Here is a 22315-nt window from a genome sequence, read left to right as displayed (position 1 = left end):
CCAATTCCCCATGCCGGAGCGTACGGATGACCCATGGCCATTCGCCGCGTCGCGATGTCGTTTTGCTCGCGATACCGACCCTCAACGAAGCCAGAACCATCATTCCCGTTCTGGAGCGGCTGACCGCCGATCAGGATGGCGAGTTCGATCTGCGCATCTGCGTGGTGGATGGTGGCAGCACGGACGGAACGGTGGAACTCGTTCGCGCCTATGCCCGGCACCGCTCTCAGGTCTTTCTGGAGCACAATGGACGGCGCATCCAGAGCGCCGGGATCAATCTGGCGGTCGCCCGCCATGGCGAGGGCGCGACATGGCTCGTGCGCTGCGACGCCCATGCCAACTACCCGCGTGGCTATATCGCCTCGCTGCTGCGCACGCAGCGACGCACGGGTGCCACCTCCGTCGTGGTTCCGATGGATTCGGTCGGCTGCATTCCGTTCCAGAAGGCGGTCGCCTGGGTCTCCGACAGCCTGATCGGCTCGGGCGGATCGGCCCACCGGGGCGGGCGCAAAAGCGGCTTCGTGGATCACGGCCACCATGCGCTGATCGCCCTCGACATGTTCAAGCGCGTCGGCGGCTACGAGGAAAGCTTCACCCATAACGAGGACGCCGAGTTCGACTGCCGTCTGCGGGCGCTGGCTGGCACGATCTATCTCGATGGCGAAACACGGCTGGAATATCATCCGCGCGACAGTTTCCAAGGCATCTGGCGGCAATATTTCAACTATGGAAGGGGCCGCTCGCGCACCTTGCGCCGGCATCCGACCTCGCTGCGCCTGCGTCAGTTCGCAGTGCCGAGCTTCATGGTGGTCTTTTTCGCCTGCCTCGCGATCGCGCCGGCTCTTCCCCATGTCCTGGTGGTGCCGTTTCTCTACCTTTTCGCGCTCGCCCTGACCTCCTGTCAGATCGCGCTGCGCCATCGCACCGCTTGTGGGCTTCTGTCCGGTCCGGTTGCCGGGGTCATGCACACAGCTTGGGCGTCAGGCTTTCTTCTAGGGCTGGCCGGCGCGCGCGACATGCGCTGGAGCCCCGAGCGTCAGCCTGCCCAGGCGGAAGCTGTATGACATGGGCGCAGGCGGGCGGTGCCGTCGCGGATGACGATGCGCCGGCCACACTGTCCGCGCTGCTCCTCGACCCTTCGCTCTTCACGCCCGCCTATGATGCCGGCCTGTCCGGCGGCCTGCGGCAGGCCGGGGTGCGGCCGCTCTGGCTGACGCGCCCCTTGCGCGAGCGCGAGGAAGCCGAACTCGACCCGGCCGAATGCGAAGCCGCATTCTATCGACGCGTGGAAGCGATCGCGCCCGCTCGCCGGCGTCTGCGCGCCGTGGCCAAGGGCGCGTCCCATCTCGTGGATCTGGCAGCGCTCCTGCGCCGTCTCGGCCGCAACGAGGCGGATGTGGTGCATCTTCAATGGGCGGTTCTGCCGGCCTTCGACGCGGCGGCGATCCTCGCCATGCGCCGCCATTGCCCTGTCGTCATGACGGTGCACGACACCGTGCCCTTCAATGGCGAGCGCATTTCGCTCCTACAAAACAAAGGGTTCGACCTGCCGCTTCGCGCCGCCGATCGGCTTATCGTCCACACAAGGGCCGCGCTCGACACGCTGCGGGCGCGCGGCCTCGACGCGCACAAAATCCATCTTATCCCCCATGGGCCGCTGCCCTTGAAGGCCGAGCCCAGCGTGGCCGCGCTGGCGCGGGCGAGATCGAAGCGCTTCACGCTGGTTCTGTTCGGCCAGATCAAGCCCTACAAGGGCGTCGATCTGCTCATAGAAGCGCTGGGCCAGATGCCCGCCCACGAGCGGGAGCAGGGCCGCGTCATCGTCGCCGGCGCGCCGATGATGGATATCGCCCCCTTGATGGCGCGGGCCGAGGCGCTCGGCCTCGGGCCGGCTCTCGAGTTCCGCCTCGGCCGGCTCGACCATCAGGCCATGGCGGACCTGTTTCACGAGGCGGATGGCTTCGTTTTCCCGTATCGGCAGATCGACGCGAGCGGCGTCTACTTCCTCTTGAAGCCGCTCGGCAAATGGATGGTGGCGAGCCGTGTCGGCATCTTCGCCGAGGATTTGCGCGAGGGCGCGGACGGAGCGCTCGTCGCGGCCGGCGACGTCCACGCGCTGAGCGAGGCCATGGCCGAGGCCTTCACACGCCGCCCTGCCCCGCCGCCCCGGCCGAACAGCGAAAGCTGGGCGGCGATTGGCGCGGCGACCCGCCGCCTGTATGACGAGGCGATCGCGGAACGGAGCCGGCGGGCATGACCCTGCCGCTCGCTTCGCTTCCCGCCCCATCGATCTCAAGCAGACGCGCCCCATGAACCGCAAGCTCCGACTGGCCCTGGCTCTCCTGATTTCGAGCCTGCCGGGCAAGCCCATCCGCCGCGCGCTTTATTCGCTGTTGCCCGGCATCCAGATCGCGCGCGACGCCTCGATCGGCCACCGCGTCCTCATTGCGGTGGATCGCTTCACCTGCGGCAGCGGCGTGACGATCCGTCGCGGCACGAGCTTCGTCGGCCCGATCGATGTCGAGCTGGGCGATGGCACGTTCATCGGCCGCGCCAATCGGATCGAATGCGGTGATGCCGCCGCCGACCCTTCGCAAGCGGGCATGAACTACCGCCGACGCTTCGTGACGGGGCGCAACTGCCTCATCAACGACAGCCACCTGATCGACGTGCTTGGCCTCGTCTCGATCGGCGACGGCTCGTGGCTCGCGGGCTTCGCCTCGCAATTCCTGACCCACGGCGCGGGCACGATGAACCGCGACATTCATATCGGCCGCGACTGTTTCCTCGGCTCGGCCGTGCGCTTTGCGCCCGGCAGCGGCGTGGCGGATCGCACGATCGTCGCTCTGGGTTCGGTGGTCACCAAGTCCTTCACTGAAACCGATGTCGTGATCGGCGGCGTGCCGGCTCGCGTCATCAAGGCGCGCGAGGGGGACGGCGACTATACGTTCCAGAAGATTTGGTAGGCCGCGCCATGCCGCACACGAAGAGCCTGCCTGCATGACGAGCCCCCGCGTCGCCCTCATCACCCCATCCTATCGCAACGATTTCGAGCTGGCGCGAGACCTTTGCCGCAGCCTCGACGAGTTCGCCCGCTTCGACCACGAGCATATCCTGATCGTGCCGGCGCGCGACCGCGCGCTGTTCGCCCCGCTCGCGGGGCCGAAACGGCGCGTTCTGGTGCGCGAGGAGATCATCGGCCGTCACGGTTTCCGCCGGCTTCCCGTGCCGACGCTGATCCCCCTCCCCTTCGGCCGGACGATGCGGCTGCGCGAGCAGTATCACTTGAAGGGGCTCGGGCGTGTCAGTGGCTGGCTGGTGCAGCAGATCGTAAAGCTCTCGGCGGCGGAGTTCAGCGATGCGGAGGTCTTCGTCTTCGCCGACAGCGACGTGCTTCTGTTTCGCCCCTTCACCGCCGACATGCTCCAGAACGGCGACGGCCTGCACCTCCAGCGGCATGTGGAGGGGCGCGATCTCGAAACGCATCGGACCTGGCGCGCCACAGCGCATCGCCTGTTGGGCGTCACGCAGGCCAGTGTCGAGTCCTTCAACTATATCGGCCAGTTCGTCACCTGGCGGCGCCCGGTGCTGGAGCGTCTTCTCGAACGGATCGAGGCGCAGACGGGCCAGGGCTGGCAGCGCGCCATCGCGAAAGCGGCCACCGTCTCCGAATATATCCTCTATGGTGAGTTCGTCGCGGAAGGGCTGGCCGAGCCGAGCGGCCATATCGCGGCCGATCGCAAGCTCTATAATTCGGTCTGGCTGCCGGACGAGAGGATCGATGTCGAGGCGATCGCGGCCGGCACGCAGCCACAGCATGTCGCGCTGCACATCCAGTCCACCCACCCCATTGCGATCGAGGAACGCCGGGCGGCGGTCGCCGCCGTCAAGGCACGAGTGCCACGTTAGGGCGAGCCGGTTGAGCAAGGGGCGGCAGAAAACGATCCACGCTCTTTAACTCTTGCAAGGCTCGCCTGCGAAAGCCGACGCAGCTTTCGCACGAGATGCTCAGCGCGCCACCGCGCGCCACACACGCGGGTCCGCAGCCGAGGCGATGGTGGACCAGTGCAGGTCGGTCTGGCTCCAAAGCTTCACCTGCCCGAAGCGGTTGTCGAGCACCATATCGCCGGCGCTGGTGGAGACCACCAGAACGGCGTGCCACTCGCCCTCGGCCGTCGTGGCAACCGCCATGCGCAGGGCCCCGGCCGGCAGGCCCTTTCTTAGAAGCGCGCGACGCTTGGTCAGCGCGTAATCGTTGCAGTCCCCCTGCGCGACATCGGCGCGCCAGATGTCCACCGCGTCCTTCACCGGGCGAATGCCGCGATTGACGCTGAGATTGACGGTCTGGATCAAGGTGCGGTTGGCGGGCGACCACTCGACCACGGCCGGGCCTTTCGATGTCTGACAATCGGCGGCATTGGCGAGGCAGAACTGGATATAGGGAAACGGTGCCAAAGCGCCGGCGCCGGCCGGCACATGGGACGCGCGCTCCGAGACGCGCATCGGCCGCGCCTCCAAGGCCGTGGCTTGACTGGACAGAGCCGGAACACACAGCAGCGCAAGACCGGCCAGGGCTGCGAGCGAGGGGCGAGACATGTCGGGTCCTTCCGTTTGGATCGACCCGATGGCACCACGCCCGCCCCCTTAAGCGGGTTGAAACGAACATTGGCATTTGATTAAACTGCGCCAACTCGAAGTATTGCGCTCGGCATAAGCAACAGACCTATACCTTCGACATATGTATTTATCTTAGGTTTGGCCCGAATTCATTTCAAAACGAACGGGCATTTACCTTAAATTGAAAGCGAATGCGGTGAAGCGGGAGGGCTGACGCGCCCTCCCACCTCACAAGATCAAACCTCGGAGACGGTCACGTCGTCGAAGGCGCGCAGGAGATTGCCGCACCGGCCCGTGCGGGCGAACTTGTCGATGTCGCCGAACATCCGATCGTCGTCGCCCGGCATCTTGAGGAGCGCCGCATTGTCGATCGCCTCCTGCGTCGATCCCTTGCCGGTGAAAACCGTCGAGCCGTTGCCGAAGGCGACGCGCTGCCCGGCCGAGAAGGCTGCGCCGGTGGAGGTCAGGGTGATGCGATCGGCGCCGGTGATCGCCGCGGTGAAGCCGGAGTCCAGCCAGCCCGAGCCGACCGTGACCGAACCGCCGACCGGCGGGGCGACACGAAAGCCCGTCAGACCCGAGGTCGAACCGTCGGACGTCGCCAGCTTGGCCGCCGCACCGAGATCGAAGCGCAGCTCGATCGCCTGCCGGCCGGCGCTGGTGAAGCGCGCCGAACGCAACACCGGCCCCTCCGCCACAAGGCCGGGCGTGAAGAGCGAGGCGCAGCCGACGCCCAGCCGCTCGCCCAGCGTGCGACTGCCGATCTTGGCCGAAGGATGCGGCCCGAAATTGTCCGCCAGTTCCAGATCGAGCGTTTCGCCGATGAGGCGCACGAAGGGACGGGTAGCAGCCCACTGGCGCTGGCGCGGCCCCATCGGCCGGTAGGTCAGACGCTCTTCGCTCGCGGCCGAGCGGCCCGGCAGCGCGAGCCCCCAAGGCGCGTCCGCGCCGGCGGGATAAAGGGCGTCGAGCCGCGCCTTGAAGCGATCCATGATCGCGCCGAAGGCGGACATACCGGCGGGGCTTTCCATCGATGTGTACCAGTACAGGCGATAGAGCGAGGGCGCGAGGCCGCGCAGGCGCGCCAGATGCACCATCAGTCGCCCGCTGCGATTGGTGCGGTCGAGCGGCAACCCGTCCTCGCCCCAGATCGACCAGCGGCCGGCCGAGATGGCTTGCGAGGTTTCGGGGGCCGTGGCGAAGAAGCGGAACGAGCCGGACGTGGACGTGCCCGCCGCCGGGGGCGCGGCGAAGGTCAGATTGGAAATCTTGCCCGAGGCATAGTCGATCGTGCCCGAGGTGACGCCCGCCCCCGCAAGATTGCCCGCGCCATCGTCCGCGATCGTGGCCTCTCCCACCTTGATCGAGAAGGAGCCCGGCACCACGGCGGGGGCGGGATTGAAGCCCTCGCCGGACAGGCCGGCCGCGACGGGCGTGAAGGTGAAGCTGCTGGTCGCTCCGTCGGGCGTGAACAGCGAGGCGTAGCTGAAGCGCTTGCGATCGAGGCTCCAGGCATTGGGATGGCTGCCGGGAACCGCCGTGTCCACAATCATCACCGGCAAGCCGGCCAGACGGCGGATCGTCTCGAAGCTCACGATGTTGCCGTCGCCATGCTGGTCGGCGCGATAGGGCTGGAACAGTGCAACCGAGCCCTTCGGCCCGCCGTAGCCGGTGGATTGCGCGTTGACGAAGGAAGGCTGCTTGAGAACGGAGAAGAACAGGTTGGCGTCCTGCACCGGCGCGAGCTGACGCCCGCCGCCGCCGCCCGCCGTATCGTCCATCGCATAGGACTGATAGGCCAGCTGCGACTGGCCGATATCCACGATCACCAAGCCGATGGCGACCCGGTCGCCGCCATTGACCGCGCTGGCGGGTCGTCCCCGGCGGCGGATTTCGCGGCGAAAGGCGATGCCGGCCGGCACCTGGGCGAGCGCGCCCGAAAAGCGCCGCGCGCCGGCATCGATCCGCACGGAGATCGGCGTCCAGCCGACGAGCTCGGCCCCTGTGTCGGCGCGCAGAAGCCGAACCTCGAAACTCTCCTCCCCGGCAGAGCCGGTATAGGTTCCGGCAAAGGGAACGGAGCCGAGGCGCGCCCTGTTCCCAAGCGGCAGAACGAAGCGGTCGCCATAGGCCCGCAGCCGCAGGGCCGGCGGGCGGCGCAGCGGAGCGGCGGCAAACGGCTGGGCGAAGGCATTCGTCCCGATCTCGCTCAGGGCGGCGGTGATCTCGCCGCGCGGATCGGCCCCGACATCGCCGGGCCCTTTCAGATCGGCGGCAAAGCGCAGCCGGCCGGACAGGCGCTCGGCAAGGCCCGCCGGATCGAGAAGCCCTTCGGCCAGTTCGATCAGGAGAGCCGCATCGGGCGCCCCGCCCGAAAACGGGAACGAGCCCCAGATATTGAAGAAGCCCGCCATCGTGCCGCCGGCTGCCTGCCGGTTCGCCCCGTCGGCCGCGTCCACCACGCCGCCGAGCCCCGACAGGAAGTCGTAGCTGCCCGCGCTGCCCCAGGCCGGCTGGCTGGCGTTTCGATCGAGATAGCGCCAGGAGGTCGGCCCGTCATTGGCCGTGCCCACCTGGTTGGACACCAGTTCGGGCGCGACCTCGCCATCGGCGGCGACGCGCACCACACATTGGAACGGCAGATTGCCCTTCTGACCGTAGACCAGGAGATAATCGGCGCCGCGCTCCAGCGAGGGACTGCGCGACAGACCCGTGCCCCACGAGCGCATTCCCGAATTCTGCGCCGAGACGAGAAGGCTGAGCGGCGTGATGCCGGACACGTCGAAACCGCCGCGCAGCGTGATGCGGGACGTATCGGCCGCCGTTCCCGCGCCCTTGGCCGCCAGGACATAGGTCGAGGCCTGCTGGCGCAGCATCTCGTCGACGCTGAAGAAGAAACCCTGCACCCAGTCCTGCGTCACCAGAGGCAGCGCGGACGCCCCCGCCGGGAACAGAAGGCCGCGCTGGTCGGCGTCTTCCAGATGGTTGGCCGAGCCGAACCCGTAGGACGTATAGCTCGGCAGGCCCGCCACGTCGGGCAGCGAGGCGAGAGGCGCGCGCGGGCGGCGCGTCAAGAGCCCCGCACCGAAACCGGCGCGGGACGAAGGGGAGCGGAACAGCGCGTTCATGCGTAGAACGAGACCGAGCCGAGGGCGGCCGTCGCCGCGCGCAGGCACAGATGCGTCGGGCGCGTGACGCCATCGGGCAGAAATTCGGGAATGCGCCGCGCGGCCGGGTTCCATTCCCCACCCGATCCGTCGGTGGTCTGGCGCGGATCGGCCAGAACCGTGGTTTTCGTGCCCAGCTTCACCCGCACGGAGGCGTCGAAGGAAAACAGCGCGAATCGGGCTCCATCCGGGATGGGAACGAGGGTCGAGGTCTCGGCCGCGAGCTTGATCTCCTCGACATAGTCGGGAAACAGGGGCGCCAAAGCCAAACGGTTGGAACTATGGGGAAAATTCTCGATGAACGATCGCATGGGAACCTCCAGACAAGGACGCTCATGCCTAACCGCTCCACGCCGGGCGGGGATAAGATGGGGATAGATTGGGGAGAAAAGGCCTGGGCCCGGACGCGCAAGCCGTTCTTTCCGTTGATCAAATCTGTTGCGATGCGGCATCACCCACAGGCTTCTTCACCACATCGGGTGAGAAGATTCGCTTACAGACGGTTTTTTAGGTATCTCGAAAGCTCGAAAGTGACGCGACGTGAGGTCGGTCCCTTGCCCTGCAACCGCTCGCGATCCATGCCATCCCGGCTGGCTCCGACGAAATTGCGGATCGAGGCGTCCCGCGGCGTGTCCATCGTCCATCGCACTGCAACACGATGGACCGTGCCGAGCGGCGCGCGAGGATCAAGGGATTTTACATGCGGCCTTCCGGCAAAGCCTATCTTGTAAGCCTTACCGCAACCTTGCTGGCATTGAGCGGCTGCTCCACCCTGCCGCATTCCGGGCCGGACAATCGCGCGATCGAGAGCCAAGCCTCCGTCTATCTGGCCGCGCAGAAGCAGGAACAGGCGCCCTATGCGCTGGTCGATCTGACGCCCAATGTCCTGGCGTTCTTTCCTCTGGAAAGCCGCAAGAGCCTCAGCTCGGGCTTCGGGCCGAGCCGGAAGGGCCCACCGGCGCTGCCCTTGGGCGTCGGCGACGTCGTGTCGATCACGCTGTTCGAATCGGCCGCCGGCGGCCTGTTCATTCCGGCCGACGCCGGCAGCCGCCCCGGCAATTTCATCACCCTGCCGAACCAGACGGTGGACACGCGCGGCCTGATCAACGTGCCCTATGCCGGCTCGATCCGCGCCGCCGGCCGCCTGCCCGAGGAAATTCGCGCCGATATCGAGCAGCGCCTCGCCGACCGCGCCATCGAGCCGCAGGTCGTGATCAATCTCGTGCAGAGCCGGTCCAGCCAGATTTCGGTTCTGGGCGACGTGAACTCGGCCGCCAAGATCGAGATCAATCCGAGCGGCGAGCGCGTTCTGGACGCGATCTCGGCGGCCGGTGGTCTCAGTGCGCCGGGTCGCGAAGTCTATGTCACGCTTCAGCGCGGCAGCACGACGGCCACCGTGCCCTTCGAAGAGCTGCTGTCCAACCCGCGCGAGAACATCTTCCTTTATCCGGGCGACGTGGTCTACGTGAACCGCGAGCGCCGCACCTATCTCGCCTTCGGCGCGTCGGGCCTTTCGGGCCGGGTGGATTTCGACGAATCGAACCTGACGCTCGCCGAAGCGCTGGGCAAGGTCGGCGGCCTGCTCGACAGCCGCGCCGACGCCGCGCAGATCTTCCTGTATCGCCTGGTGGACACGGCCACGCTGGCCCGCATGGGCGTGCAGGTCGAAGGCAACGCGGGCAAGGCGGGCGGTCAGTATCCGGTCATCTTCCGCCTCAACCTGCGCAAGCCGGACGGATTGTTCCTCGCGCAGAAATTCGCAATGCACGACAAGGATATTCTCTACGTCTCGAACTCGGACTCGACCGAGGTCACGAAGTTCCTGGCCGTCGTCAACTCCGTCACCTCGGGCGTCGCCGGCCCCGCCACCGACGCCGCGCTGATCCGCGGCGCCGAGCGGACGCTGCGCTAAAGCGGGCGCAGGCAAGGTGTGGGGGCTAAAGCCTTTGACGAAGCCTGCGGGCGCAGGATGGACGAGCGGTTGTCGTCACGTCGCAGCACGCCAAGCCCGGTTCATGTCGATGGCATGGCGCGGTCTGGGCGGAATGGCGACGGGCGAAGCTTCTCGCCCATCCGCCCTCGCGAGGCCTCGCCCCGCACTCTCATGCCAGCCCGGCGCCGATGCGCCGGGTCCGCCTTCTGTTAAACTTCCAAGGACGATGGCCCCGATGTTCCGCTCCCTTCTGACGGCTGCCTCCACCACGCTCGCCCTGTCGCTCGGGCTGGCCGCCGCCGCGCAAGCGCAGGACGCGGCAGCCCCCACCGCCCCCGCCGCCTCTCCGCAGGCTACGCCCCCCGTTGCGACACCCGCCGCTTCGCCGGAGCCGGTGGCTCAGGCCCCCGTGACTCAGGCCCCCGCCAGCGCGCCCACGTCGCAGGAGGTCGCGGCGCTCGCGCCCGGCACGGGCGGCCTCACCGCGCCCGCCGCCTATCTATCGGGCCCGAGCCGCGTGTCGGAAGCGGACATGCTGGCCTTCCTCGCCAATCCTCCAGCGCTCCTGTCCGCCTATCCGCAGGGGGGCGCGGCGCTCGCCAATCAGGTGCGTCTGCTTGCGGCCTCCAACAACCGCGCCGTGCCGCAGCTTCTGTCGCTTGCCTCGCAGGACGCGACGAGCGCGGTGCAGCGCGCCGCCATCGGCGCGGGTCTGGCGCGTGCCGCGCAGGCCGGCCAAGGCGTCGCGCCGACCTATGCCGCCTTTATTCAGGAAGCGGTCGCCGCGTCGAACAACCCGGCCGTGATCAGTGCCTACACCGCCGCGCTGGCCCAGCCGGCCACGGCCGCGCTGGGCGCGGCGGGCGGTGGCGGTGGTGCCGGCGGCGGAGCAGCAGGCGGCGCGGCGGGTGGCGGTGCCGGCTCGCTGTCGGGCGGCGGCACGGGCGGCACCAACAGGGCGGCCACCGACAGCCCCAGCGCCTTTGCCAATGGCGAGGCTGTCCCGGGCGTGTCGCGCGGCGGCACCTCGCTGTCCGTGACGGACGGAAACGGCGCGGCCGGCACAAGCAATTTCTTCGTCACCAATTCGGTGACGAACAACTTCATCACCACCAACACGACCACACTGCCGTCCGTGACGGAAAGCCGCGACGCGAGCCCGGCACGCTGAGGCTAGGAGCCTTCGCGCCTTGGCCGCACATGAGCGGACGATGCGGCCGGCCGCGATGTGGGCTTTCGATCCTGAAAGGTTGAATGGCTGATGAGCGGCAATCACCCCCCCCATCGGCAGGTATGATGGCGGCCGGAGCGGTGCCCCTGTGCAGTCCCGCCGAATAGAAACGCCCACGTCGTAGAACGAGCCCCCTTCGGATTTGAGCGATCATCAATGGATCGTTCAAATCCTCCATATTTTAAACTCTATCGCATGTGCGAATGCGCCCAAAACGGCTGGGGTCGATCTGGCCGCTTCGAACAGGATTGCCACGTGCTGCATTTTCCCGAGCCCCGCGCCGTCGATTCTCGCGTTCCCGAAGCGGGGGAGCCCCATCAGGCCAACGGGTTGATCGATTTCGAGCGTATTCTGGCGATCGCCCGCCGCCAGTACCGGCTGGTTCTGGCGGGCGCGCTGGGCGGCCTCGTTCTGGGGATGCTCTATGTCCTGACGGCGGTTCCCGTTTACACCGCCTCGGCCGACATCTTCATCGACAAGGGCGCGCCCCAGGTCATGAGCGAATACAGCGAGCCGACCGCCCTGTTGCAGGACGAGGTGCAGATGTTGAGCCAGGTGGAGGTGCTCAAATCCACCAATCTGGCCGAAGCCGTCGCGCGTCGTCTCAAGCTCGATCAGAACGAGGCCTTCATGAGTGCCTCACCGTCCTTGGTGGGGCGCTTGGTGGGCGGCGTGAAGAGCCTCATAGCCTTCGTCCCCAGCCTGTTCTGGTCGCCCGAGATCGACGACACGAACGAGACCGATCGCATCGCGGCCGCTGCCGCCATTCTGGCGCGCAATGTCGCGGTGGAGCGCGTCGGGCGCACCTATGTGCTCAGCATTTCCTATAAGGCCGGCACGCCGGTTCTGGCCCAGCAGATCGCGCAGGGCTATGCCGAAGCCTATCTGGACGACCAGCTGGAGGCCAAATACGACGCCACCAAGCGCGCCGGAAGCTGGCTGCAGGACCGCATCGCCGAGTTGCAGAAACAATCCTTCGACGCCGATCTCGCCGTCGAGAAGTTCCGCACCGAAAACAACCTGATCGCCACCAACGGCCAGCTCGTCAGCGAGCAGCAGTTGACGGGCGTCAGCGCCCAGCTCGTCACCGCCAAGGCCGAGACGGCGCAGGCCAAGGCGCGCTACGATCAGATCCGGCAGCTGATCGACAGCGGCCGGACCGACGCCGTGGTGAACGACGCGCTGGTCAGTTCCACGATCAACAATTTGCGCGAGCAATATCTCTCCGCCTCGCGCCGCGAAGCCGAAATCTCGGCCAAGCTCGGCTCCACCCATATTCAAGCCGTGCGCCTGCGCGACCAGATGGCCGAATACGAACGGCTGATCTTCGCCGAGCTCGGCCGCATCGCCGACAGCTACCAGAACGCCTACAAGGTGGCGCTCAGCCGCGAGCAGTCGCTGGAAGCCAATCTCACGCAGTCACTGGCGGTCAGCGCCGACGCCAACACCACGCAGGTTCGCCTGCGCGAGCTGGAGCGGCAGGCCGAGGCCTTCAAGACGCTCTACGAGAGCTTCCTGAAGCGCTATCAGGAAACCATCCAGCAGCAGTCCTTCCCCGTGACGCAGGCGCGCATCATCACGCGCGCCGAAGCGCCCACCGCCCCCAGCGCGCCCAAGAAGCCGCTGATGCTCGCCCTCTTCATGATGCTGGGTGTCGGCGTCGGGGCCGGCGCGGGTGCCTGGCGCGAGTTCCGCGACCGCTTCTTCCGCGTGGCCGACCAGATCGGGCGCGAAACCGGGCTCGAGTTCCTGGGCTATCTCCCGCTCGTGCGGCCGGGCGAAGGCGACGTCGGCAAGGCGACGGCCGCCGCGCCGCTCATGGCGGGCACCGGCCTTTGGGCGCCCGGCGCCATCGCCGCCTATGGGCGCGACCATCCGATGTCCTCGTTCGCCGAAACGCTGCGCAACACGCGCATCGCGGCCGATGTCAGCCTCGCCAATGAAACCACCAAGGTGATCGGCGTGGTCTCCTGCCTGCCCTCCGAGGGCAAGTCGACCACGGCCTCCAACCTCGCCATGCTGCTCAGCACGCCCGAGCGGCGCACGCTCCTGATCGACGCGGACCTGCGCAATCCCGGCCTGACGCGCAGCCTCGCCGTGCGCCCGCAAACCGGGCTGATCGAGGCCCTTCTGGACGGAAATGGCGATGCCAAGCCGCATCTCCTGTGGGACGCTTCGGGTCAACTCGCGGTGCTGCCGGCCGTGATGCGCCAGCGCGTGTCGCATTCGAGCGAGTTGCTGAGCTCGGCCAGCATGGGCGCGCTGATGAACGCCGTACGCCCGCACTTCCACTATGTGCTGGTGGATCTGCCCCCGCTTGGCGCCATCGTGGACGCCAAGGCCTTCGCGCACCGGGTCGATGCCTTTGTCTTCGTGGTGGAATGGGGCCGCACGGCGCGCCATGTCGTGCGCAGCATCCTGCGCGACAATCCGAGCGTGCGCGCCAAGTGCCTCGGCATCATCCTCACCAAGTCCGATTCGTCCAAGATGAAGCTCTATCGCGCCTACGGATCGTCGGAATTCTACGCCTCGCGCTACGAAGCCTATTATCAGAACTGAGCGCCTCACGATGCGCCGCGCGACGCCCCGCCCCGCAGCCGCGCGGCCCCGCCGCCGCATCAGCCTTCCCGCGCTGGCTCTGGGAGCCCTCGCGGCGGGGCTTTCGCTGGCGTTCCTGCGCGCCGAGATCGCCGCTCTGCCGCTGACGCGCACGGCCGAGGCGCTGGAGGTCGCCAAGGCCCTGCCCCGGATCGCGCCCGCCTCGCGCGCCATGCTGGAGGCGGCCGGGACGGCCGGGCCGGATTGCACCACACGTCCGCTTCGGGCGCGGCTGAGCGCCGCGCTGTTTCTTCTGGATCGCGACGTCGCGGATGAAACGCCGCTGGCCGAGCGGCTCGATCGTTTCGCGGCGGCGCAAGGCGCGGCCACCGCCCTCCTGCGCTGCGCTCCGCTGGACGGAGGCGTCTGGGCGAGACTTGCCGCGCTCGACCGCCTCGCCGCCTTCGAACCCACACGCTACGGCGCAATGATGGCCCTCTCCGCCCGCCAGTCGCCCTTCGAGGGCGCGGCCATGGCGGTACGCTGGGTGTCGCTGTCGCAGACCCCCGACCTGCCGGCCCGGCTGGGCGAGCCCGCGCTGCGGATCGACCTCTGCCGGTTTCTGGCCGGGAGCGCGCCCGATGACGCGCTGACGCTTCTGGCGGCGCTGGACCGGCCGCAGACGCGAGGGGCACTTCAGGACGTGTTGCGCGCCGTGCCGCAGGATCGGCGCGACGCCTGGATCAACCGGAATGGCAGGAAGCAGACCGCCGCGCCCGAGCGCCCGGCCGCGCTCGCCGAGCTTCTGCAGGCCGCCGACGCCGCGCCGCCGCGTCCGATCGAGGATTGCGGCTTCACCGAGAGCCATGAGCTGACACCACCGCCGCTGCGGCCGGTGCGCTTTCTTCAGGCGTCCGCCCAGGCTCCATCCTGATCGACGGGCCGGGGGCGATGAGGCGCTGCCCTGCGACGGCGCAGGCCGATGGTCGCGACCGCGCCCAGAAAGACGGCAGTATAGATCGCCATTCCCGGAATCTGCGGTGAGAAATCCACCAGCCCGTGGCAGGCCAGCAGAATCACGACGCCGAGCCCGGCGATCGGCACATGGCGGCGGCGGATGCGATTGCGCGTGCCCGAGCGGATCAGGGCCAGAAGCGAGCCGACCAGCGCCACCACGAAGAGCGCGAAGGGCAGGCCGAGTTCCACCAGCCCTTGCAGATACGCATTGTGGGCGCGCGAGACCGACATGGACAGCGCGCCGCAATCAGGCTCGCGAAACAGCGGAAACACGCTGTCGAACGTGCCGAGGCCCCAGCCGAGCCAAGGCTGCGCGCGGAAAGCGGCCCAAGCAGCGCGATAGAAACACAGGCGGCCCTCGTCCACGCCCTCCTGCATCAGGCGCGCGCTGGCCAACCCGCCGAACAGGAGAACGACGAGACCGACGCTGAGAAGCCCCGCCACGACGGCGGCGATCCGAAGCCAGACGATGCGGCGGCCCACGCCTGCCCCTCCACCACGCCAAAGACGGCCCGCCGCATCCTGCATCAGGAGCGGCAGCACCACGCCATAGGCCGCCCCGGTCGCCACCAGCGCGCCGCGAGACTTGGTAAGGAACAGCGCCAGAAGACAGAGCGCCAGAAGCGCGGCGGGCAGAAGCTGCCCCGAGGAAAGCCCCGTATCGCCCTCGCGCAAGAGAAGCGCGACCCGGCGCGGCCGGTCGATCCCCTTCACCACGTCCAGAAGCCAGACCAGAGCGGCGAAGCTTGCGACGCCCAAAAGCGCACCGGCCACGTTCCGGTTGACCCAGAAGCCGGTGAGACTGTCGATGTAATAGGCTTTTTCGAACAGAAACAGGCTGCCCGGCAGGAGCGTGATCTGCACGAGGCCGAACAGCGCGAAAGCACCGCCGAGCAGCGCGAGGCATCGGATCAAGGCCGTGGCCGAGCGATCTTCGTCGAAAAAGGCGAGCGTGCCGACAAAGGCCAGAAACGGCGCGATCACGGCGGGCAGCGCCTGAAGCGTGTCGAAGGGGGCGACGGAGATCGCGCCGGGCAAGGGTCCGAGCAGCGCGGCAGCCTCCTCCCATGCGGGGTTGGCGAGCGGATGATGGCCAAGCCGCAGCGCCTGCGCGAGCCCCAGAAGCGCCAGCGCGCCGGCCAGCCCCATCGCCGTGTCGAACCAGCGGGCGGCGCGCCGGTCGGCCGGGCGGCGAAAGGCGGCGGCGATCCCGATCAGGCCGAAGCCGAGAGCGGTCAGAAGCGCGGGAATCGGCGGCGTCGCCGCCTTCCAGACGAAGGCGAAGACCAGCACGCCCATCAGCGCGAGACGGGCGGCGACAACCGGGCGGCTCCCCTGCCCCAGCGCGCCGATCACCAATGGCTCCGGTCGGCAGACAGAGCCCGCCGGGCGGGCTGGAAACCGGAAACGAAACCTCCGGGCGGAGCATGATCGAGAGATTTTCGTTCGCACGCCAAGAGCGAAGCGCAGTCGATGCCGGCGGCATCGGCTGACATGGACCAAAGTCCATGCGGACGGGCGAGACAAGTGGCTCGCCTTCGGGAGCCGGACAAGAACCGCCGAGCCGAGCCGACGCGCTTTCGAAACAGGCACTTGAAGGCAGGAGGGATCATGTGTCGCGTCCTTCGTCGAGGATCGCGCCCCAAATTCGTCGCACACTCCCCCGCTCTTGCCTATAACACCCTCGAACGGAGGGAACAGGCCTTTGGCGAGCGGCATGAAACAGGGAATGACGGGTTGGATCGAAAAGGCGCTGGGCCCCTTGTCCGGCGCGCGCGGCAAGCCCTCGCGGCTGGCTCCGAACGAAGCCCCCTTTCCCCGCCTGACACTGCCGGGCGAGCCGACGCTGATCTACGCGATCGGCGACGTGCATGGCTGCATCGACCATCTGCGCCTTCTGGAACAGCGCATCGTCGCGGACGGTCGTCTGACGCCCGGCCTCAAGCTGATCGTGATGCTGGGCGATTATGTGGACCGGGGTCCGAACAGCGCGGGCGTGCTGGATCACCTGATCGCGCCCGCGCCCGACGGCTTCCGGCGGCTGTGCCTGCGCGGCAATCACGACGACATGCTCCTGCGCCTCGTGGAAGGCACGGTCGATCCCGAATGGTGGCTGGAATTCGGCGGCGCGGAAACGCTGTTTTCCTACGGCTACGACCTCCAGCATCTGGCGGGCGACCGGCGCCGGGCTGTGTCGGACATCATCCGCCGCTTCGCGCGCGAGATGCCGCCCACGCATCTGGCCTTCCTGAAGCGCTTGCCGGCCGCGCTGACCACGCCGCGCTACTTCTTCTGCCATGCCGGCGTGCGCCCCGGCGTTTCGCTGGAGGAGCAGAGCGACGAGGATCTTCTCTGGGTGCGCGCGCCCTTTCTGGAGCACAAGGGAGCGCCCTTCGAGCGCACCATCATCCACGGGCACACGCCGAGCAAGAAGCCCTTCGTCTCGCGCTATCGCATCGGCCTCGACACCAATGCCTGCCGGGGCGGCAAACTCAGCGTGGCGCGCATCGCGGCCGATGGGGTGAGAATTCTGTCGGTCTAGAAATCGGCCCGTTGCATGGATTGCGCGACACCGCAGCCGCGCAGCCGCTTCCGAAGTGCCGGCCGACCGTCCATTCCTATAAAGTATGAAGCACTTGGTTTGGGGGCGTCGAAGCCTTATACGGCATGTGTTCCACCGCTTCAAAGGCGACGACACGGCCATGCAGACCTGTTTCAGCGCCCTCGATCGACATTCGGTTCGCCATGCTTGATCAGATCGCGCGGCGCGCGGGCGCTTCGCAGGCGCAGGTGAACGCTCGTCCGAGCTACCGCGCCGATATCGACGGACTGCGTGCGATCGCGGTTCTGGCCGTCGTCTTCTTCCATCTCGGCCTTCTGCCCGGCGGCTTCGTCGGCGTCGACATTTTCTTCGTCATCTCCGGTTTTCTGATCTCGCGCATCATCTTCTCGGAAGTGGACGCGGGCACGTTCTCGATCGCGCGCTTCTACGAGCGGCGCATCCGGCGCATCGTTCCCGCGCTCACAGTGGTGATGCTGGCCACAGTGATCGGCTTCGCCTTCGTGCTGACGCCGGTGGATTACAAGTCGCTGGGCCAGAGCATGGCCGCGACCGTGGCCTTCCTCTCCAACATCTACTTCCTCACCAAGACCGGCTATTTCGACCCGTCCAGCGAACTCGCGCCTCTTCTGCACACATGGTCACTGGCGGTGGAAGAGCAGTATTATCTTCTGTTTCCGCTGGTCGCGATGGCGATCGGGCGCGCTGGGGCCTCGCGCCGCCGCGCGGTCGTGCTGATCGGCTTCGTCCTGTCCCTGGCGCTGTCGATCTGGCTGGTGCGGGTCGATGCGACGCTCGCCTTCTACCTGCCCTTCACGCGCTTCTGGGAAATCCTGGCGGGGGCCTTGGTGGCGCTGGCCTCGCACGCGCCGCCTTCTCGCGCGCGCGCCGAAGCCTCGAGCCTTCTCGGTCTTGCTCTGCTGGCAGGTTCGCTTGCCCTGTATCACGAAGGGATGCTGTTTCCCGGCGAAAGCGCCTTGCCGCCGGTGATCGGCGCGGCCCTGATCCTCTATGGCGGACGGGGCGAGCGCCATCGGGTCAGCGCCCTTCTGTCGCTCCGCCCGCTGGTCTTCGTCGGGCTCATCTCCTATTCGCTCTATCTCTGGCACTGGCCGATCATCGTCGCGCTGCGATATGTCCTGATGCGCGAGCCGGAGGGTATCGAGACAGGTTTGGCGCTCGTCGCCATGTTCGCCTGCGCAGTTCTCTCCTGGCGCTTCGTGGAACGGCCCTTCCGCCATGAGCGGCCCGAAACGCGCGGGCGTCTGTTTCTCGGCACGGCCGCGCTCGGCGCGCTGGTGGTTCTGTTCGCGGGCCTCGGGCAGGTCACGGCGGGCTTTCCCGGACGCTTGCCGGAACGCGCCCGCGCCGATGCCGCCGCCGCGCTCGACACCAATCCGCGCCGCGCCGCATGCGACCGCCTCGCGCCCGAGCGCCTTCGGGCCGGCGAGGCCTGCGTGATCGGCGATCCCCATGCCGCCGAGGCGGACTTCATGTTCATGGGCGACAGTTTCGCCGACGCCAGCCTGCCCGGCATGAGCGAAGCGGCGCGCCGGATGGGGCGCAAGGGCTATGCGCTGGTTCATAGCGGCTGCTTCGCGCTGGCCGGTGTCGATCAGCCCGACCCGGACTGCCGTGCTTTCGTGGACGCGGCGCTGGCTTTTGCCAAGCGCCATCCCGAATTGAAACAAGCGGTTCTCACCGCCCGCTGGACCAGCGCGCTCCTCGGCAATCGTTTCGGCCAGAGCAAGGGCGAAAACTGGCTCATCACGGACGATGCCTCGCCGGCGCCGAGCCTTGCGGAAAACCGCGCGGTGTTCCGGCGCGGCCTCGCCCGCCTGATGGACGGGTTGGCGCCGATGCAGGTGAGCCTCGTCGCCTTCATTCCCGAGCAGCGATACGATGTGCCCCGCGCCCTGATGCTGCATGATCTCTACGGCCATCCCGCGCAGGCCAGCCTGCCGCTGGCCCTGCACGAAGCCCGCCAGGCCCCGCTGCGCGCGGCCTTCGCCGATCTGGCGCGCACGCAGTCCTTTCAACTCGTGGATGTCGGCGCGAGCCTGTGCTCGGTGGCGCAGGGCTGCCCGATGCAGCGCGAGGGCGTGGTGCTCTATGCCGACGACAACCATCTCAGCCGAAGTGGCGCGCTGGCGCTATCGGATGTGCTGGCGCGGGCGCTGCGGCCCGGCGGCTGAACACGGCCGAGCCGGGCGGCACAACAACGCCCAGCTAAAAGAACTGTCTTTGTTGCAGCATCTCATGATTCACCATTCGCCGATCACAAAGCTGCGACAGATCGTGCGAAAGCGGTCTTCATTAAAATCATAAAGATCAACCTCTACAGGAGTTAGGAACTCGCCGCGTAGCATCCTGATAAATCAAGGGGATGCATCATGGCGCTTCAGGACTTCTTCGGAAATCCCGTCAAGCTCAGCGGCGGATACGTTAAGACGGCCAATGCCTACAACAGCTCCAAGCTGATCAATGGAGTTGCGACGGGAACGGCCGAGAACGACGCCTTCTCGGTCGGCATGGGTCGTTATACGCTGATCGGCGGAGACGGCGACGACCGATATTATCAGGTCGATCAAAGAACCAAGATCGTGGAAACCGCGACGGGCGGCATCGATACGGTCAACCTCGTCGGCAGCTATGTCATGGCCGATCATGTCGAGAACGCCGTGGTCGGCTATGCCGACGGCGTGTTCGGCAACGCGCTCGCCAACTATATCGTCGGCAATGCCCGCTTCCAGATCATCAATGGCGGCATGGGCAACGACGTCCTGACGGGCGGCGGCGGCGGCGACATTTTCGATTTCAGCGCCAAGTCGGGCTACGATGTCATCACCGACTTCCACCCCGGCGGCACGTCCGGCCCTTCGATCATCCCGGACACGATCCGGCTGAGCGGCTACGACTTCAAGTCCTTCGCGCAGGTGAAGGCGGCGATGACCCAGGTCGGGTCGGACGTGATCCTGAAACTGACCGAGACGGACGCGGTCAAGATCCTGAACACGCAGGTGAAGGATTTCACCGCCGACAACTTCCACCTCAAGCTCGACACCTCGCAGTTCAAGCAGACCTTCAACGACGACTTCAACTCGCTGAATCTGTGGAACGGCAAGGACAGCGGCACCTGGCGCACCGACTATGGCTGGGGCGGCGATCGAAACGCCGTGATGGCGCGCACGCTGCCGGGCAATGGCGAGAAGCAGCTCTATGTCGACACCGCGATGCTCGATAAGAATGGGCAGGCCGTCACGACCAACCCGTTCAGCGTCAAGGACGGCATTCTCAGCATCCATGCCGACAAGACGCCCGATGCGCAGCTCGGCGCGCTCTACGGCTATCAGTATACGTCGGGCCTTCTGACGACGCGCAACAGCTTCACCCAGACCTACGGCTACTTCGAAGCGCGCATGGAAGTGCCCGCCGGCCAGGGCGTCTGGCCCGCCTTCTGGCTCTACACGACCGGCAAGAACGGCTCCGAGCTGGACGTGATGGAAAGCCATGGCACCGACGCCTGGGGAGCCACTACCCACGATTATTCCACCGGCAAGGACGTGCCGCTGTCGAGCACGATCTTCACGCCCGACCTCACCGCCGGCTTCCACACCTATGGCGTGATGTGGACGGCCTCCACCGTCACCTGGTATCTCGACGGCGCGGCGGTGAAGTCCATCGCGACCCCGGCCGACATGCACGGCCCCATGTACATGCTGGTGAATCTCGCGATCGACAAGACGGCCGATCTCTCGACCTTCAAGGCGGCGGACCTGAAGGTGGATTATATCAGGGCCTACAGTCTCGACGGGAGCCCCCTCGCCCACCCCGCCGCCGAGCAGACCGTGGTCGTCAAGGAGCCGGTCGCTCAGGCCTTCGTGGGCACGCAGGGCGACGACACCTATACGATCACCAGTTCGAAGGACACGATCGTCGAGCAGGCCAATGGCGGCAAGGACATGGTACGCGCCAGCGTCGATTACGTCCTGCCCGACCATGTCGAGAACATCACGCTTCTGGCGGGCGCGCTGAAGGCCACGGGCAACGATCTCGCCAACCAGATGTTCGGCAATGCGGAGGCCAACACGCTGATCGGCGGCGGCGGCAACGACACGATCATCGGCGGGGCGGGCGCCGACACGATGATCGGGGGCACCGGCAACGACTTCTATTCCGTGGACAATGTGGACGATGTCGTCATCGAGAAGGCCGGCGAGGGGCGCGACGGCATCGGCTCCTCGGTCGACTACACCCTGCCCGACAATGTCGAGTACCTGACGCTGGAAGGCAAGGCGATCCGGGGCACCGGCAACGAGCTGGACAATGCGCTGACGGGCAATGCCATGGACAATATCCTGTCGGGCGGCGCGGGCAACGATATTCTGGACGGCAAGGCCGGGGCCGACACGATGATCGGCGGTACGGGCAATGATAGCTATTACGTCGACAATCCCGGCGACAAGGTCGTGGAAGCACCGAACGAAGGCTATGACACCGTTCGCGCCTCGATCGACTACACGCTGACAGACAATGTCGAGATGCTGGTTCTGGAAGGCAATGCCATCCGGGGCACCGGCAACGCCCTGAACAACACGCTTCTCGGCAATGGGCTCGACAACATCCTGTCGGGCGGGGCGGGCAACGACGTTCTCGACGGCAAGGCCGGGGCCGACACGATGATCGGCGGCACGGGCGACGACACCTATTATGTCGACAATCCCGGCGACCGCGTGATCGAAAATGCCGGCGAAGGCCGCGACACGATCTATGCCTCGATCGATTACACGCTGCCAGCCAATGTGGAACAGCTCGTCCTCACCGGCTCGGCCCTTCGCGCCACAGCCGGCTCCACAGCGGCGACGCTGATCGGCAACGGGCTCGGCAATATGCTGACCGGGGGCGCGGGCAACGACGTGATCGACGGCAAGGCCGGCGACGACACGATCCGGGGCGGCGGCGGCAACGACTGGCTGACCGGCGGCGAAGGGCGCGATCTCTTCGTCTTCGCCCCCGGCGGCGGTCAGGACACGATCAGCGACTTCAACGCCGCCGAAGACCGGATCGATTGGTCCGCCTATGGCCATGGCGCGCAGTTGCCAAGCATGATCCAGTCCGGCAGCTCGGTCGTGCTGCTCTTCGACGGCGGCGACAAGGTGACGATCCTGAACGAGACGATCAAGGATCTGACGGATCACCACGTGTTCGCCTGAAACGGGGTCTAGGGACCGGGAACAGAACACTTCGGATCG

15 protein-coding genes are annotated in these 22315 nt (G+C 67.0%); 11 read left to right on the top strand and 4 right to left on the bottom strand.

Features of this window, described 5'->3' with window-relative positions; genetic code table 11:
• Positions 1-26: 26 nt before the first annotated feature.
• From AUL28_RS15060 to AUL28_RS15045, 4 genes are read left to right on the top strand one after another with little or no spacing between them, the layout of a single operon-like run.
• Positions 27-1064: a glycosyltransferase family 2 protein gene (locus tag AUL28_RS15060; protein ID WP_062234092.1), complete on the top strand. Its 1038-nt coding sequence runs from the start codon at positions 27-29 to the stop codon at positions 1062-1064.
• Positions 1061-2257: a glycosyltransferase gene (locus tag AUL28_RS15055; protein ID WP_062234089.1), complete on the top strand. Its 1197-nt coding sequence runs from the start codon at positions 1061-1063 to the stop codon at positions 2255-2257. The genes AUL28_RS15060 and AUL28_RS15055 overlap by 4 nt, the downstream gene beginning before the upstream one ends.
• Positions 2258-2309: 52 nt before the next feature.
• On the top strand, positions 2310-2966 hold the full coding sequence (locus AUL28_RS15050) for an acyltransferase (protein WP_156420028.1): 657 nt from the start codon (positions 2310-2312) through the stop codon (positions 2964-2966).
• Positions 2967-3000: 34 nt separating this feature from the next.
• Complete coding sequence (locus AUL28_RS15045) at positions 3001-3909, top strand: DUF6492 family protein (RefSeq protein WP_062218571.1); 909 nt, start codon at positions 3001-3003, stop codon at positions 3907-3909.
• A gap of 99 nt (positions 3910-4008) precedes the next feature.
• On the opposite strand, the gene AUL28_RS15040 is transcribed toward AUL28_RS15045, so the two are convergent.
• The 3 genes from AUL28_RS15040 to AUL28_RS15030 form a co-directional block, all read right to left on the bottom strand.
• Positions 4009-4596 (bottom strand): transglutaminase-like cysteine peptidase, encoded by a 588-nt coding sequence (locus tag AUL28_RS15040; protein ID WP_062234083.1) that lies wholly within the window; start codon positions 4594-4596, stop codon positions 4009-4011.
• Between the two features lie 257 nt (positions 4597-4853).
• Positions 4854-7745 (bottom strand): hypothetical protein, encoded by a 2892-nt coding sequence (locus tag AUL28_RS15035; RefSeq protein WP_062234081.1) that lies wholly within the window; start codon positions 7743-7745, stop codon positions 4854-4856.
• Positions 7742-8095 carry a hypothetical protein gene (locus AUL28_RS15030; protein ID WP_062218576.1) on the bottom strand — a complete coding sequence of 118 codons (354 nt, stop codon included), beginning with the start codon at positions 8093-8095 and terminating at the stop codon, positions 7742-7744. Before AUL28_RS15030 ends, AUL28_RS15035 begins: the two co-directional genes overlap by 4 nt.
• A gap of 389 nt (positions 8096-8484) precedes the next feature.
• Here AUL28_RS15030 and AUL28_RS15025 point away from each other — a divergent pair, with 389 nt between their 5' ends.
• The 4 genes from AUL28_RS15025 to AUL28_RS15010 all read left to right on the top strand — a co-directional run bounded on the left by AUL28_RS15025 (position 8485) and on the right by AUL28_RS15010 (position 14420).
• Entirely contained in the window at positions 8485-9696 is a 1212-nt protein-coding gene (locus tag AUL28_RS15025; RefSeq protein WP_058635204.1) for a polysaccharide biosynthesis/export family protein, read from the top strand.
• Between the two features lie 256 nt (positions 9697-9952).
• Entirely contained in the window at positions 9953-10888 is a 936-nt protein-coding gene (locus AUL28_RS15020; protein ID WP_062234078.1) for a hypothetical protein, read from the top strand.
• A 315-nt stretch (positions 10889-11203) separates the two neighbouring features.
• Positions 11204-13507, top strand: a complete 2304-nt coding sequence (locus AUL28_RS15015; RefSeq protein ID WP_192843471.1) for a polysaccharide biosynthesis tyrosine autokinase — start codon at positions 11204-11206, stop codon at positions 13505-13507.
• A gap of 10 nt (positions 13508-13517) precedes the next feature.
• Entirely contained in the window at positions 13518-14420 is a 903-nt protein-coding gene (locus AUL28_RS15010; protein WP_062234075.1) for a hypothetical protein, read from the top strand.
• Here the strand turns inward: AUL28_RS15010 and AUL28_RS15005 are convergent.
• On the bottom strand, positions 14393-15859 hold the full coding sequence (locus AUL28_RS15005; protein WP_062234072.1) for an O-antigen ligase family protein: 1467 nt from the start codon (positions 15857-15859) through the stop codon (positions 14393-14395). The two genes, AUL28_RS15010 and AUL28_RS15005, sit on opposite strands and share 28 nt — an antisense overlap.
• Before the next feature lie 373 nt (positions 15860-16232).
• Between AUL28_RS15005 and AUL28_RS15000 the strand changes: the two genes are divergently transcribed.
• The 3 genes from AUL28_RS15000 (at position 16233) to AUL28_RS14990 (ending at position 22276) form a co-directional block, all read left to right on the top strand.
• Entirely contained in the window at positions 16233-17045 is an 813-nt protein-coding gene (locus AUL28_RS15000; RefSeq protein ID WP_058601940.1) for a metallophosphoesterase family protein, read from the top strand.
• Between the two features lie 203 nt (positions 17046-17248).
• Positions 17249-19258, top strand: coding sequence for an acyltransferase family protein (locus AUL28_RS14995; RefSeq protein WP_062234069.1), 2010 nt, complete (start codon positions 17249-17251; stop codon positions 19256-19258).
• Between the two features lie 198 nt (positions 19259-19456).
• Positions 19457-22276, top strand: coding sequence for a family 16 glycosylhydrolase (locus tag AUL28_RS14990; protein WP_062234067.1), 2820 nt, complete (start codon positions 19457-19459; stop codon positions 22274-22276).
• The last annotated feature ends 39 nt before the right edge of the window (positions 22277-22315 follow it).

Origin of the sequence: Aureimonas sp. N4 (assembly GCF_001463925.1) — a bacterium.
GTDB classification, from domain to species: domain Bacteria; phylum Pseudomonadota; class Alphaproteobacteria; order Rhizobiales; family Rhizobiaceae; genus Aureimonas; species Aureimonas ureilytica_A.
This window is presented reverse-complemented; position numbering and strand designations above follow the sequence as displayed.

Bases quoted from the DNA above. Each gene is read 5' to 3' on its own strand.
- AUL28_RS15030 (WP_062218576.1), bottom strand. From the start codon at position 8,095: ATGCGATCGTTCATCGAGAATTTTCCCCATAGTTCCAACCGTTTGGCT.
- AUL28_RS15060 (WP_062234092.1), top strand. From the start codon at position 27: ATGACCCATGGCCATTCGCCGCGTCGCGATGTCGTTTTGCTCGCGATA.
- AUL28_RS15000 (WP_058601940.1), top strand. From the start codon at position 16,233: ATGACGGGTTGGATCGAAAAGGCGCTGGGCCCCTTGTCCGGCGCGCGC.
- AUL28_RS15025 (WP_058635204.1), top strand. From the start codon at position 8,485: ATGCGGCCTTCCGGCAAAGCCTATCTTGTAAGCCTTACCGCAACCTTG.
- AUL28_RS15045 (WP_062218571.1), top strand. From the start codon at position 3,001: ATGACGAGCCCCCGCGTCGCCCTCATCACCCCATCCTATCGCAACGAT.
- AUL28_RS14990 (WP_062234067.1), top strand. From the start codon at position 19,457: ATGGCGCTTCAGGACTTCTTCGGAAATCCCGTCAAGCTCAGCGGCGGA.
- AUL28_RS15020 (WP_062234078.1), top strand. From the start codon at position 9,953: ATGTTCCGCTCCCTTCTGACGGCTGCCTCCACCACGCTCGCCCTGTCG.
- AUL28_RS15035 (WP_062234081.1), bottom strand. From the start codon at position 7,745: ATGAACGCGCTGTTCCGCTCCCCTTCGTCCCGCGCCGGTTTCGGTGCG.
- AUL28_RS15055 (WP_062234089.1), top strand. From the start codon at position 1,061: ATGACATGGGCGCAGGCGGGCGGTGCCGTCGCGGATGACGATGCGCCG.
- AUL28_RS15010 (WP_062234075.1), top strand. From the start codon at position 13,518: ATGCGCCGCGCGACGCCCCGCCCCGCAGCCGCGCGGCCCCGCCGCCGC.
- AUL28_RS15040 (WP_062234083.1), bottom strand. From the start codon at position 4,596: ATGTCTCGCCCCTCGCTCGCAGCCCTGGCCGGTCTTGCGCTGCTGTGT.
- AUL28_RS14995 (WP_062234069.1), top strand. From the start codon at position 17,249: ATGCTTGATCAGATCGCGCGGCGCGCGGGCGCTTCGCAGGCGCAGGTG.
- AUL28_RS15050 (WP_156420028.1), top strand. From the start codon at position 2,310: ATGAACCGCAAGCTCCGACTGGCCCTGGCTCTCCTGATTTCGAGCCTG.